17 protein-coding genes are annotated in these 13,744 nt (G+C 39.0%); 14 read left to right on the top strand and 3 right to left on the bottom strand.

Features of this window, described 5'->3' with window-relative positions:
* Positions 1-52: 52 nt before the first annotated feature.
* The 8 genes from ACJMLD_RS02595 to ACJMLD_RS02560 all read left to right on the top strand — a co-directional run bounded on the left by ACJMLD_RS02595 (position 53) and on the right by ACJMLD_RS02560 (position 7,888).
* Positions 53-298 carry a 50S ribosomal protein L31e gene (locus tag ACJMLD_RS02595; protein ID WP_405267692.1) on the top strand — a complete coding sequence of 82 codons (246 nt, stop codon included), beginning with the start codon at positions 53-55 and terminating at the stop codon, positions 296-298.
* 41 nt (positions 299-339) lie between these two features.
* On the top strand, positions 340-1,014 hold the full coding sequence (locus ACJMLD_RS02590) for a translation initiation factor IF-6 (protein ID WP_405267690.1): 675 nt from the start codon (positions 340-342) through the stop codon (positions 1,012-1,014).
* Between the two features lie 24 nt (positions 1,015-1,038).
* Positions 1,039-1,263 carry a 50S ribosomal protein L18Ae gene (gene rpl18a / locus ACJMLD_RS02585; protein ID WP_405267688.1) on the top strand — a complete coding sequence of 75 codons (225 nt, stop codon included), beginning with the start codon at positions 1,039-1,041 and terminating at the stop codon, positions 1,261-1,263.
* A gap of 19 nt (positions 1,264-1,282) precedes the next feature.
* Complete coding sequence (gene pfdA / locus ACJMLD_RS02580; RefSeq protein WP_405267686.1) at positions 1,283-1,717, top strand: prefoldin subunit alpha; 435 nt, start codon at positions 1,283-1,285, stop codon at positions 1,715-1,717.
* Positions 1,718-1,888: 171 nt separating this feature from the next.
* A complete protein-coding gene (gene ftsY / locus ACJMLD_RS02575; protein ID WP_405267684.1) occupies positions 1,889-3,427 on the top strand; it encodes a signal recognition particle-docking protein FtsY in 1,539 nt (512 codons plus the stop codon).
* Positions 3,428-3,430: 3 nt separating this feature from the next.
* Positions 3,431-4,498 (top strand): CapA family protein, encoded by a 1,068-nt coding sequence (locus tag ACJMLD_RS02570; protein ID WP_405267682.1) that lies wholly within the window; start codon positions 3,431-3,433, stop codon positions 4,496-4,498.
* A gap of 19 nt (positions 4,499-4,517) precedes the next feature.
* Positions 4,518-6,335: a putative glycoside hydrolase gene (locus ACJMLD_RS02565; protein WP_405267680.1), complete on the top strand. Its 1,818-nt coding sequence runs from the start codon at positions 4,518-4,520 to the stop codon at positions 6,333-6,335.
* An 8-nt stretch (positions 6,336-6,343) separates the two neighbouring features.
* Complete coding sequence (locus tag ACJMLD_RS02560) at positions 6,344-7,888, top strand: hypothetical protein (protein WP_405267678.1); 1,545 nt, start codon at positions 6,344-6,346, stop codon at positions 7,886-7,888.
* A 12-nt stretch (positions 7,889-7,900) separates the two neighbouring features.
* Here ACJMLD_RS02560 and ACJMLD_RS02555 read toward each other — a convergent pair whose 3' ends face one another.
* Positions 7,901-8,278, bottom strand: coding sequence for a hypothetical protein (locus ACJMLD_RS02555; protein ID WP_405267676.1), 378 nt, complete (start codon positions 8,276-8,278; stop codon positions 7,901-7,903).
* Between the two features lie 52 nt (positions 8,279-8,330).
* On the opposite strand from ACJMLD_RS02555, the gene ACJMLD_RS02550 reads away from it, so the two are divergent.
* Positions 8,331-9,785: a sodium-dependent transporter gene (locus tag ACJMLD_RS02550; protein ID WP_405267674.1), complete on the top strand. Its 1,455-nt coding sequence runs from the start codon at positions 8,331-8,333 to the stop codon at positions 9,783-9,785.
* Positions 9,786-10,015: 230 nt separating this feature from the next.
* On the opposite strand, the gene ACJMLD_RS02545 is transcribed toward ACJMLD_RS02550, so the two are convergent.
* Together ACJMLD_RS02545 and ACJMLD_RS02540 are read right to left on the bottom strand one after the other, a co-directional pair.
* The gene (locus ACJMLD_RS02545; RefSeq protein ID WP_405267673.1) at positions 10,016-10,231 is read right to left on the bottom strand and encodes a hypothetical protein; all 216 of its coding nucleotides are present in this window, start codon (positions 10,229-10,231) and stop codon (positions 10,016-10,018) included.
* Positions 10,232-10,621 (bottom strand): type II CAAX prenyl endopeptidase Rce1 family protein, encoded by a 390-nt coding sequence (locus tag ACJMLD_RS02540; protein ID WP_405267671.1) that lies wholly within the window; start codon positions 10,619-10,621, stop codon positions 10,232-10,234.
* A gap of 389 nt (positions 10,622-11,010) precedes the next feature.
* Here ACJMLD_RS02540 and ACJMLD_RS02535 point away from each other — a divergent pair, with 389 nt between their 5' ends.
* From ACJMLD_RS02535 to ACJMLD_RS02515, 5 genes are all read left to right on the top strand, one after another.
* Positions 11,011-11,442, top strand: coding sequence for a hypothetical protein (locus ACJMLD_RS02535; RefSeq protein WP_405267669.1), 432 nt, complete (start codon positions 11,011-11,013; stop codon positions 11,440-11,442).
* On the top strand, positions 11,439-11,918 hold the full coding sequence (locus ACJMLD_RS02530; protein WP_405267667.1) for a hypothetical protein: 480 nt from the start codon (positions 11,439-11,441) through the stop codon (positions 11,916-11,918). Before ACJMLD_RS02535 ends, ACJMLD_RS02530 begins: the two co-directional genes overlap by 4 nt.
* Before the next feature lie 224 nt (positions 11,919-12,142).
* Entirely contained in the window at positions 12,143-12,565 is a 423-nt protein-coding gene (locus tag ACJMLD_RS02525; protein WP_405267665.1) for a hypothetical protein, read from the top strand.
* A 24-nt stretch (positions 12,566-12,589) separates the two neighbouring features.
* On the top strand, positions 12,590-13,006 hold the full coding sequence (locus tag ACJMLD_RS02520; RefSeq protein ID WP_405267664.1) for a hypothetical protein: 417 nt from the start codon (positions 12,590-12,592) through the stop codon (positions 13,004-13,006).
* Between the two features lie 82 nt (positions 13,007-13,088).
* Entirely contained in the window at positions 13,089-13,736 is a 648-nt protein-coding gene (locus ACJMLD_RS02515) for an Ig-like domain-containing protein (RefSeq protein WP_405267662.1), read from the top strand.
* Positions 13,737-13,744: the final 8 nt, after the last annotated feature.

Below are 13,744 nucleotides of genomic sequence, written 5' to 3'. Positions count from 1 at the left end.
AAAACCTAGACATTGGAGAAGAAACAGTCTTAAATTATAATGAGGGGTTATTATGGAAAGAGTTTACACAATTCCACTTAGAAATGTAAAAGAAGTTAAAAGGACCATTAGAGCTCCTAGAGCTATCAGAGAAATCAAAAACTTCTTAACCAAACACATGAAAGCTGAAGAAGTAAAAATTGATGAATCTATCAATCATGCTATCTGGGAAAGAGGTATTCAAAAAATACCTTCCAAAATTACAGTAAAAGCAGTTAAAGATGATGATGGTGTTGTAAAAGCTACTTTAGCAGAATAGCTTTATTCACTACCATGCTTCGAGTAATGTGAGGTAACAATATGTTAAAAAGAGTAGATATTGTAGGAAATCCAAATGTAGGAGTATTTACCCTGGCAACTGATGATTTAGCTATTGTTCCTTATAATCTTTTAGACGAAAAAGCTGAAATTATTAAGGAAACATTAGAAGTCGATGTTGTAAAAGCTTCTATTTCTGGAAGTAGCCTTATTGGATCTTTAGCTGTAGCTAATTCAAACGGAATGGTTGTTTCCCCACATGTTTTAGATAGAGAAGTTAAACAGTTTGAAGATTTAGGTATTGATGTAGCTACAATTCCCGGTCGTTACACCGCTTTAGGAAACATCATTGCGGCAAACGACAAAGGAGCTATTGTCAGCCCGTTCTTATCTGAAGAAGCAATCAACATTATTGAAAATACCTTGGATGTCAATGTCGAAGCGACTTCAATGGTCGGAAGTGACATTATCGGGTCATTGATTCAAGTTACAAACAAAGGATTTTTAATAAGTTCACAAGCTGTTAAATCTGAAATTAAATTTGCTCAAGAAGTATTTGGTGTAGAAGGGGATATTGGTACTGTTGGAAGAGGTATTGCTTTAGTAGGTGCTTGTTCCATTGCTAACTCAAATGGTGCAATAGTTGCTAAAGATAGTACTGGTCCTGAAATGGCTAGAGTTGAAGAAGCATTAGGCTTTTTAGATGATGATTTTTAATTAATATATCTTGAGGGATTATATATGATAACAAAAATTTACAGAGTTAAAGGTACTTTTGTAATGGGCGATGAATACCACAAGTTTACTAAAGAATTCAAAGCTACCTGTGAAGCTGAAATCGAAGAGAAAATCTACGAACGTTTCGGAAGTAAACATGGTATTAACAGGAATCAAATTTCTATTGCTGAAATCGAGGAAATTGCTCCTGAAGATGTTTTAGACCCTATTGTAAAAGAAATCTTATAGACACGTCGAAGGTGTAAGTATGGAAGATCAGCAAAGATTAAACAGTCTTCTTAATGAAATGAATGCATACAGACAACAAGCTGAAATAATTCAACAGCAAATTGAATTGATTCAAGCTTCCATGGCCGAAGTAGATGCACTGTTCGCTACTTTGGATGACATCGAAGGCAAAGAGTCTGTTGAAGCATACGTGCCTGTAGGTGCAGGTTCCTTCATTAAAGGAGAACTTAAAAGTACTGACGAAATTATTGTAAGTATTGGTGCAGGCCTTGCCGTTAAAAAGGATGCTGATGGCGCTCGCGATATCTTGGAAGGGCAAAAAGAAAGCTTGAAAGACAGCTTAGACAAAATGTTGGCTAGCTTACAGCAATGCAGCGACATTGTAGGAAGCCTTCAGGCTCAAGCCGAGCAGATTGCAGCGGCAGCTCAAGGCAACATGACCCAAATGGGATAGATACTTTACAATTTTTTCTTTTTTTTCTATTTTTTTTAATTTATTAGATTATTTTATGTTTGATTTAAAATTAGCATTTGTTTTTACTGATTTTTTAATTCTTTTTAAATAACATGAGAAACAAACTATTAATAATTAAATTTTTAACTAAACTAAAAGGTTGGGTTAATTTTGTTTGAATCATTGAAAAAGAAATTTTCACGCACAAGTGAAAAGTTGGAAGAGGAGCTTATTGAAGAAGCTGAAAAGGAAGATAATCTTAAAGAGGAGTCCGGTAAAAGATTTTCATTTTTCTCGTTCGGTAGAAAAAAAGAGGAAGTCCCAGAGGACGAATCCAATCTGCTTCCTGAGGCCAGCGAAGAAACAACAGAAGAGGAAGTTGTTGAAGAGCCTGCAGATGAAATCGAAGAGGAAGCTGAAGAAGAGATTGCAGATGAGTCAACTGATGAACCTGTAGAGGAAGAAAAGGAAGAGAAAAAATCAGGATTTTTATCCAGAATCCGTGGAGATAAAAAGGAAGAGCCTGAGGATGAGGCTGAAGTAGCAGAAGAAGCTGTTGAAGAGCCTGCAGATGAAATTGAGGAAGATGTTGCTGAAGAGTCTGTAGAAGAACCTGTTGAAGAAGCTGAAGAAGAGAAAAAAGGCGGCCTGTTGTCCAGGATTCGTGGAGATAAAAAGGAAGATTCCGAAGCTGAAGATAAAGAAGAAGCTGAAGAAGCTGATGAAGAGGAAGAGAAGAAATCCCACTTCTGGAGCAGAAATAAAGATAAAAAAGAGGATATTTCTGCTGATGGTGAAGCTAAGGGAGGAATATTCTCTTTTGTTCGTGAAAAAACCATTACGGAAGATCACGTTGAAGATATCCTATTTGAACTTGAAATGGAGCTTTTGCAGGGTGACGTTGCTATGGAAGTCGCAACTGAAGTTGTAGAAAGCGTAAAAAATGATCTTGTAGGTAAAAAAATCAAAAGAAGCAATGACATCACCGAATACACTTATCTTGCTTTGAGAAATGCAGTTGCAGAAATCATTGACATTCCGGGCAAATCCATGACTGAAATGATTGAGGCCAAAAAGGCTGAAGGCGAGCCTCTGGTAGTGATGTTTGTCGGAATCAATGGTACCGGCAAGACAACTACAATCGGCAAACTGGCAAATTACTACCTTAAGAAAGGCTACACTCCTGTAATTGCAGCTTCAGACACATTCAGGGCTGGAGCCATTGAACAGGTTACCTATCACGCTGACAATGTAGGCGTCAAGATCATCAAACACCAGAAAGGGTCAGATCCTGCAGCCGTTGCATATGATGCGGTGGAGCATGCGAAAGCTCAGGGCAAGGAATTGGTTTTAATCGATACTGCAGGCAGAATGCAGACAAACACCAATCTTATGGATGAGATGAAAAAGATTAAAAGGGTTTCAAATCCGGATTTGGTCATATTTGTAGGTGACGCATTGACAGGTAATGATGCAACCGAACAGGCTAAAAAGTTCAATGAGGCCATTGACATCGACGGCGTAATTCTAACCAAAGCCGATGCGGACAGCAAAGGTGGAGCTTCACTTTCAATAGGATACGTAATCAAAAAGCCAATAATGTTCCTGGGTATGGGCCAAGGATATGACGATATCATGGAATATGATTCCGAATGGATGTTGAATCAGCTGTTCAGTGAGGATGAAGAAGCGGAAATTGCTGAGGGATAAGCGATGCATTTAAGAAGGAAATTATTGATTGTTGCCATAATTCTGGCATGTTTGCTTTTTTTAGCACTTAACATGACCTTCAACGATTCAAATGATTCTTCGGGCATTTTTGAAGAAAAAGAAAACGTTTCAATTGCAGTCACTGGAGATGTGATGTTTGCCCGTAACATGCCGAATGTATTGAGTCTTGATTCATCTCCATTCAGCGGCGTCAGTGATGTGACTTCAAATGTGGACTTGCTTTTAACCAACTTTGAAAATGCGGCCACAACATCCGGGGACGCCTTAAAGGGTGATGTTCCATTAAAATGCGACCCGAGCTATGTTCCATTGCTTAAGGCAAACAACAATACTGTCGCATCCCTTGCAAACAACCATGCATTCGACTATGGAATCACAGGAATGAAGGATACAATCAGCCACCTTAAGGATGAGGGCATAACCCCTATAGGGGCTGGTGAAAGTGAGGATGAAGCTCACCAGGCTGTTGTCAAGGATATAAACGGCAGAAAAATAACTATATTAAATTACATGGATTCAAACAATTTTGCCGAGTATTCCTATGATGTGATGCCTTATGCAAATGGATCCAATCCAGGATATTCTGCATATGATTCCGAAGACGCTCAAAAGCAGATTGCTGAAAATAACGATTCTGATTTAATCATCGCTTACCTTCACTTTGGAAACGAGTATTCAAACTCCCCAAATGAAGACCAAGTTAAGATAGCGCATGAGCTAATTGATTATGGGGCTGATGTCGTAATCGGGTCCCATCCTCATGTAACTCAAGGAATTGAGATGTATAATGGAAAGCCTATATTCTACAGTTTAGGAAACTTCATATTCGACCAGTCAAATCCTGCAACACATTCAGCATACTTTGTCAAGATTGACCTGGTTGGCGACACCGGCGAGTGTACAGTTTATCCAATCTACATATCCAATTACCTGCCGCAATACATGGACACTGAAAGCGGCAATTCATTATTGAATAACTTATATCCTAAAACCGATGCGCTTGAGGTCAGCAACGGCACAGGCAAGTTGAGTTTTAATTTAACAGGGTGATACAATTAAGTTTAAAAGTTTGGCTATAATATTTATCGTTTTAACAATTCTATTGACAGTATCCGCAGTCAGTGCAGAGGATGTCAATTTAACTGACGACAGTCTTGAAGCTAACCTTGACGATGCGATTGTCGAGGACCTCTCATTGACTCAGGATGACGGTGGCGATTTGGAGGCTTCACCTGCAGACAAGACTGGCAAAGCCAATTCGGCTGCTGAAGATGTGGAAGCGTCCTTCAAAACCTCCAATTGCACTACCTACATTAAAGGCGATAGCTTCAGCGTAAAGCTATTGGATGAAAAGGGCAATGCATTAGCTAAAAAGAAGGTTCATTTCACGCTCAACGGCGTAAAATCGGATGTTGTGACAACAAAGTACGGCAATGCAAAACTGCCGCTGAACGTATCCAAGGGAACCTACACAGTCAAATACAGTTTCAATGAGGCAGGTTACGTTCCAGTCAAATCCTCATCAAAGATACTGGTCATAACAAACAAGACTTCAAAATTCAAGGCCCCGGCAACATATACTGCATACTATAAGTTCAAGAATTCATTTGATGTTGTCCTGTCTGTTGATGGAATTCCATTGGCAAATCGCCCTGTGGATTTCACAGTCAACGGAAAGACATATCACGAACAGACCAACTCAAAAGGCAAGGCCAGCCTTCCTATTGGATTATATCCTGGCATTTATACAATCAAATATGCTTATGCAGGCGAGAAGAATATCAAAAAGGCCGGCGGAAAATCAAAATTGATATCTAAAGAAAGAATGCCTAAAAAGCTGGTTAAGGCAAACTCTGTAGTTTACAGAAACAAGATCTCTTCACCATTCAAGGTGAAACTGCTGGATGCTCGTGGCAATCCCCTTAAAAACAAAAAGGTAACTTTCGTTGTTAACAAAAAGAAATATGTTAAAAAGACAGACAAGAACGGCATTGCAACCTTGAACATCAAACTGAAAGCGGGAAAATACAAGATAAAGGTGTCTTCCGGCAAAACCGCATACTATAATAAGGTTTCGAAAACCTATTCCATCAAGGTCAAGCAATCCAAGGCACGAAACAACGGATTTTGGGTTTTCGGTGCGGACATGAATAAGGTGAATCTGGACAAGCTTCAGAAATACGGAACAAAGCATATTTTCCTCAACTTCAAGGCTGTGGACTTATGGGGCAAATCCGGTGTTGAAAAATTCATCAAAAAGGCAAACGACCATGATATCAAGGTCCATATCTGGATGCAGGTGTTCTATGCCCATAAGAAATGGACAAATCCTGTTAAAAATGGAAAGATAGACTATGACCTAATCAAGTCAAAAGTGAAACTCGCCAAAAAATATGCCAGCCTCAAGGGTGTGGACGGAGTTCAATTTGACTATTTAAGATATCCTGGAACTGCATATAAGTATGAGAAGGGTGTCGATGCAATCAATTACTTTACAAAGACAGCCTCTAAGGCAATTCATAAGATCAATCCGAAGATAATTGTTTCTGCGGCGGTAATGCCTGAGCCGTCATCAATGAAATACTATTACGGCCAGGATGTCCCTACGATGAGCAAATATGTGGATGTCCTTATTCCGATGGCATACAAGGGCAATTACGGTGCGGGCACCACATGGATTCAAAAGGTAACAAAGGCGTTGGTTAAAAAATCAAATGGAGCCGAGGTCTGGACAGGCCTTCAATCTTACAAATCCGATTCCGATGTAACAAAGCTATCTGCCAAATCACTAATAAAAGATGGCAATTCAGCCGCCAAAGGAGGGGCAACTGGAGTTATACTGTTTAGATTCGGATGGACAAATTTCTTTAATTTCAGCAATATATAGGTGAACATATGAAAAATAAAATATTGATTGCGCTGATTATTGTTCTATCGCTGATTTCAATTTCGGCAGTTTGCGCTGATGAAAACGTAACGGACGGTGATGTTTTACAAGACACTGGCAGTGAAATGGTCATTGATGAAGTCGATTCGGATGCAAATCCTTCAGGCGATGAGATAGATGATTCTATAGAGGAAAATCCGGACGTAATTCAAAATTCCACAATTTCCGCTTCAGATGTTGTCGGCTATGAGAAGTTCTCAACTAAAATAGTCATTAACCTGACCGCGGACAACCAATCATTGGCCGGAAAGAGCATTAGGGTTACAGTAAATGATGTTTCATATAAGAGGGCCACAGACAGCAACGGTCAGGCAACCTTGAATGTCAGGCTTACAAAGGGAAGCTATGATGTCATGTTTTCCTATGCTGGGGACGAAAATACAACTCCATGCAACGGATCAAGTAAAATAACCGTCAAGAATCCTTTAAAGACAACAATTAAAGTTGCCGATAAGGATATTAACTACAGGCAAGGATTGAAAAATGCTTTCATCGTACGGCTGCTCGATGAGAATGGAAAGGCAGTCAAAAATCAGGAAGTGACCTTTAAGGTCAACGGCAAGACCTACACCGCAAAAACCGATAATAAAGGGTATGCAGAAGTGTTCCTGAGCCTGAAAAAGGGAACATATAAGGTCAAATATTCATTCGCCAAAAACGCTCCGTATCTGTCTTCAAGCGGTTCGTATAAAATCAAGGTAAAGGCTCCTCTCAGCAAAGGAAACGGTTATTGGGTCTGGTCTTCCCACATGTATAGCGTAAACCTTAAGAAACTCTCCAAGCTAGGCACAAAGCATATCTTCTTGCATGTGCATGCGATTTCTGTTTATGGAAAATCTGCCGTTTCGGCATTTGCCAAAAAGGCACATAAATATGGAATAAAAGTTCATTTATGGATGCAGATATGTTATAACGGTGGAAAATGGGTCAGGCCAATGAACAAGGATGGCACCATCAAGTACAGCTTCTTAAACAAGAAGATAGCGGAAGCCAAAAGATATTCCAAAATAAAATACATCGATGGGGTTCACTTCGATTACATAAGGTTTGGAGGAACTGCGCACCTGTATAAAAATCCGGAAAAGGCCATCAACTACTTTATTAAAAAGGCCAGCGTAGGCATTCATAAGAGCAAGCCGAACTGCATAGTTTCAGCGGCGGTAATGCCGGAGCCTTCAAAGATGATGTATTGGTATGCCCAGGAGATTCCTACAATGGGCAAATACCTGGATGTTCTTGTTCCGATGGTCTATAAGGGCAACTTCAACAAAAAGACTCCTTGGATTACAAGCATTGTAAGCAAATACAAAAAGCAGTCCAAAAGCGCTGTAATCTGGGCGGGGCTTCAGACATACAAGTCAGACAACAATGCCAAAAAGCTGACTCATGCCCAGCTTTTGAAGGATGCCAAAGCGGCCAAGGCCGGTGGAGCTACCGGTTCAATTCTTTTCAGGATTGGAATAACACATTATCTGAACTTCAAGAAGGTCTAGTGATTTAATCACTTACCATTTTCTTTTTGACAAGGCCTTCAATCTCTTTTTTTCTATATTTTTCTTTTTATCGGACTGGAACTGTCGGTTCTGGCAACTGGTTGTAGTTTCATTGTTTCTCATCACGGTTATGAGGTCAATGGAGTTTCCGCTGCAGGCCATCAAAACCCTGATTTCCTTGTAGTCCTTGTTTATTGGAGCTTCAAAGACTGCAGCATAGGTATTTCCTTCAACGTGCTCCCAGCTGACCGGCTCTTCGTTCATAAGGCAGTCTATGACATACTGCTTTGAGATTCCGTTGTCCTGCAGCCGGTCTATGAAATGGCGGTTTTCAAAACACCAGTTGATACTCGCGGTATCCCCCATGATAAATTTGTCAAATACGTTCATTACAATTTAATATGTAAAAATATATTATATACATTTTTACAAAAATAATACTATGACTCAACAAGGACAATGGGATTCATCTCTAGCTTTTATATTTGCCATGATTGGGGCTGCGGTAGGTCTCGGTAACATATGGCGTTTCAGTTATGTGCTTTATTCAAACGGTGGGGGATCATTTTTCATTCCTTACTTTACGGCAATAGCTATTATGGGAATTCCCTTTTTAATTCTGGAATACGGTGTGGGATTCTCATTCAAGGAATCCTTTTCAAAAATCATGAAGGACATCAAACCGGAGTTTGAGATAATCGCTTGGATTCTGGTCTTATTTGTATTTATTGTTACAATCTATTATATGGTAATCTTGAGTTGGGATCTGGTATATCTGCTAAGCAGTTTCACATTCAATTGGGGAACCGACACTGCAGCTTACTTCGTCAATACGGTCGGCGGAAGCTCCAACCTTTCCGATGCAAGCTTCCTTCTGATTCCGACAACTGTCGGTGTTTTGATTTTATGGGTTGTCCTGTGGTTTATCTCCCATAGGAATGTTGATCAGGGTATCGGTAAAGTTTCCAAAATCCTCATTCCGGCATTGTTTGTCATAATGGCAATAATTATCGTCTATGCGTTGACATTGCCTGGTGCAGAAATCGGAATTTCAACGCTCCTCACTCCCGACTGGAACATGCTTTTGAATGTTGACATTTGGCTTGCGGCATTTGCGCAGATTATCTTTTCATTGAGTATGGGACAGGCCATTGCACTTACCTATGCAAGCTACCTGCCTGAAAACTCCAAATTGATAGATAACGTTTTGATTGTTGTATTTTCAAACTCCGCATTTGAGATATGTACCGCTTTCGGCGTATTCTCAATCTTAGGATTCATGTCATTTACCAATGGAACACCTATGGTTCAGCTGATTACTGAAGGTACTGGTTTGGTGTTCATCGTTTTCCCGATGATCTTCAACATCATGGGACCTATCGGTCGCATCTTGGCTCCGATGCTGTTTTTGGCCATCCTGTTTGCAGGAGTTACTTCCGCACTTGGATTTTTCGAGCCGATGTTGAATTCCACTGCTAACAAGTTGGGATGGTCCCGTAAAAAGGCGGCTACTGTTCTGTCAATTATAGGATGTGTATTTTCCCTAATCCTGACAACAGGAATCAGCAGCTATCTGGTTGGTATTATCGATTCATTCGTCAACCAGTTCGGTATTCTGCTTTTAATCGGTATCCAATGTATCATATTCGCATGGTTCTATGGTGTGGAACACTTTTTGCCTGCTTTAAACGAACATTCCACCTTCAAAGTTGGCAAGACATGGTCTTTTGTAATCAAATATCTGCTTCCATGCGTCTTGATTGTCATGTGGGTTATCGGTATCGTGCAGTTGTTCACAACCGCAAAAAGCTTTGAAATCATGATTGATTTGATAATCATCATCGGTGTTTTGGTATCCTCATTTTTCTTGACAAAACTCAAACCGGCCGATGAATGATTTTATCATTCATTCCTTTTTTTTATTTCAGATTTTTACCTAAAATTTCCATACAGAATAATTATTTTTAGCTTTAATTTAAAATGAGTTTTATGAATTACTAACTTAATTATCAATCATACTTTTTAGATTATCGTACTTTTAGTGAAAAATAAAATATTGCCTTCATGGCATCTATATTCATAAATTAAATTACTTGTTTTTCAATGATTTTTATAAGTGGAAATGTTTCAGTAATTGATATAGGCATCATATCCTGCATAGAGATGATAGGCTGTGGAGATTAAGCTTCCGGCGGCATTGTTTGCAAGATAGTATGTTGCCGCATGAATTGCAAGCATTCCAATAAACAGCACGATTCCTTTTTTCGCATTTCCATGCAGGCCCTGGCCCAATCCAGGTATGATGAATGATAATATTCCGTTTGCTAGAGCTTCCTTTTGCATTTAAACACCTAAAGCAGTTCCTATAAGTATTGCCAGAAATATGAATCCGTCAGTCAACAGATGGCACAGATAAGGGACGAATATGTTTTTGGTCTTGGCGTATCCGTAAAGCTCAAAAATTGATCCGAGCCCTTGGATGAGAAGCACTGAGAGAAGGGGGGTTGCCGTTTCATCATAATGGAGCAGTCCGAAAAAGATAAGGACGATTACTGATGAGACAATAACCGCAAACTTCCTGTTGTTTGTATATTTATAGATGATTCTCATGAAAAACATGAGAGGTATGAATTTCACCAGCTCTTCTCCGAGCATTGAAAATACCAAAGAGAACAATGACTCCCAGCTCACGCCCAAATAGTCTCCAGTCACTGTTGATGCCTGGCTAATCACCTCCAGGACTTCGCCTATGACGAACGCATAAATCATATATCCGATAAAAAGCATCACCGCCAACTTTATTTCACTTTTCGTTGGCTTGTGGAAGAGAAGTGAAAAGTCCCAGTTTGAAAAGTACATCAATGGTATTAAAAGTATTAAAACGAACAATATGCTTCCAATCATCTCTGAATCGATTCCAACCAGTCCATAAACCATAAATGAGATTGGAATAAGCAGCAACAGTACAATCCATGCGGTTCTTGATAGCTTCGGGTTGTGCTTGTAGTATGGAAAATCCCTTGAAGTATCTTCAAATCTGAAAAATTCGCTCATGATATCACTTCTTTTAATAGTTAATGTTATTTATGTATTAGATATATAACTTTAATGTGAGGGTGATTATGAATTTTAGACATGTAATTTTGGCGGCTTTGATAATCTTTGTTTTAATCGCACCGGTTTGTGCAAGTGAAAATGCCAGTGATTTCAATAATTCAACTAAAATAACTTTTGAAGGCATCGAATTCATGATTCCATTGGGGTTCAATGAATCAAAAGATGCCCAGGATTTTGACAACCTTGGGTCCCAGGGAAAAACCTGTTTTTACATCAATGAATATGGCGGAGAAATCATAATTACCGTTGCATCAGACTGGATGGGAATGTCACTTGATGAACTGTACAAGGAAGGCGCTTCAAAAGTCAAGATCAACGGCCATGAGGGATGGAACTATACTGAAGGCAATCTGACATACTTCGGCTATGTTGATGGAGATAGCGGAATCATCATTGGAGTGACAAATCAGACAAGGCTTCAAGAGGTTATAATTTGAAAAGATTTTTGGCGCTTCCTTTAGTGTTTCTGCTGGCTGTCGGTGCAGTCAGCGCTTCTAGTGCATTTGATGCTTTGTTGAATGATTTCAGTTCGGATGCGGTTTTTGATGTCCAGTATTTTGATGAGGATACAAATGTCAGCATTGGCGAGCATAACTTTACCATTCCAAAGGGCTATGGTGAAATTGATCAATTGGATGTGAATTTAAAGGTAAAAAACGATTCCCAATTGGTCAAGCTTTTCACAAACGGCAACGGGGATGTTTTAGTCGTTTCCATCACTGCAGATGAAATACTTAATGATGCATCAGCCTATATTCCCGACGATATTCCTTATGAAAATGCAACCGTCAATGGTCAGGAAGGTTTGAAATGGAATCAGGAAGGCAATTCATATTTTGTTTATCTTGAAAACAACGATGCAATTGTGCTGCAATCACAGAAAGATTTTAATTTTGAAGATATGATTGTCTAACCCTCTTAAATATTTTTTTAAAACAAGCAGTTTAAAAGTCCAAAGGATAAATCCTTCAGACTCAAACTAAAAATAATTTTTTAGTATAACACGGGAGTGTGTTACAAGTAATATTATGATTTAAGCTATTATTTATAGATTTACTTATTTTTACATGCCTAAATTTATTGTCATCGCCTGATTTTTAGAAAAGTTTTTTTATAAAAACTTTAAAACTGTTAAACATGAAATTCAAGTATGTTATTGCAGGATTGCTTCTATTTGCCTTGATTAGCGTAGCATGTGCCGAGACATTCGTGCCGACAGAAGGGGATTTCGCCTTTAGGGAGGTTGAAAATTTCACCCTGCACGGAATTAACTTCACGGTGCCGACCGACTATAAGCTTAAGGACAAGGGGGACGATTTTTTGCTTTTCAAGGACGGAAAGGACAAACTTAAAATCTCAGTTGAGAAAAACGGAAAGATTAAAAAGGTAAAGTCCACCAAAAAGGTAAAGGCAGGAAAGACAATGGTGGGTTCCGTCAAGGGATATCTGGTAGACAAGAACTCCAAAAGCTATACCTTCAGCTATAAGGAAGGAAAATACTTGGTTGTCATTAAGGCAAATGACCTGTCTTTGATAATGGGAGTAATGGGAAAGGATTAACTTTATTATTTTGCAATCATTGCAATGGGATCAGTTTCTGCATTGGATTTTGGTTCTTTTTTAGGCGGTGACGACGGCGAAAACCAGACAGTCACAATTGATGGAATAGATTTCAATGTTCCTGATGGCTTTATAGAAGACCCTAATCATGCAACTGTAAATGAACAGAAAGAACAAAGCGGAGTTACCTACATTACCAACGGTAAGGTATTCGAAAAAGGCGATACAGTCGTTGCCCTTTTGGTTGCTGACTACGGCGACTACAAAATAACAGATGACATCGTTAAGAACGTTGGCGGAGATGCCAAAACCATTAACAATATTGACGGTTATTTTAAGACTGATGACAATTATAAAGTCTTCAGTTATGCTAAAGACGACAAATTGGTTGTGCTTTCAGCAACCGATGAAGATGCAATCGGCGAATTTCTTATAGGATAATTTCGATTATTCTATTTTTTCTTTTTTTAACCTTAATTATTTATATACCTTTTAACATTAATACTATAATAACGGTGATTATATGAATAAAAGAAGGATAGTAGTAGTCGTATTTATCCTAATTGTAATTGCTATTGTGGCTGCATTAATGCTTTCTTCATATGGTAAGGATGGAAGCTATACCAATTTAAGCATTTTGGGAAACGGCACTATAGATGAAAACGGCACTGTTGACATTAAGCTGACCAGCTGGGAAGGCGATGCTTTAGAAAACAAGGAATTGAAAGTTGTTCTTAAGGATTCCGAGGGCAACAAAGTATTTGAAAAGTCTGCAGATACAAAAACCGACGGCGTTGCCAGCGTTGATTTCATCAATGTCAGTTCCGGGGAATATAATATCAATGTAACCTTTAGCGGAGACGAAAATTACAGTTCCAGCAGCCTATCCGAAAAATTAGTAATCGGTAATGTTACAGAGGAAGTTGACGATAACTCAACTAATGAGACCAATGAGAGTGAAATCGATGAGGATGTAGGCGTTGAAGAAACCTATGATTCATCTGATTCCTATAGTTCATCAAGCTCATATAGTGGCAGCAATTCCTATAGTCCTTCATCAAGTTCTTATGACAGTTCAGATTACAGTGAAAGTTCAGATACCTATGATGAAGATGGAAATGTTGTGGAGCCAGTGATAGATGAGAATGGTGAGTCTTCGTCTGAGGGTTGAAAATTAAA

Origin of the sequence: Methanobrevibacter sp. (genome assembly GCF_045112895.1) — an archaeon.
Classification (GTDB): domain Archaea; phylum Methanobacteriota; class Methanobacteria; order Methanobacteriales; family Methanobacteriaceae; genus Methanocatella.
The sequence above is the reverse complement of the archived record's forward strand: the minus strand, read 5'-3'. Positions and strand labels throughout refer to the sequence as shown.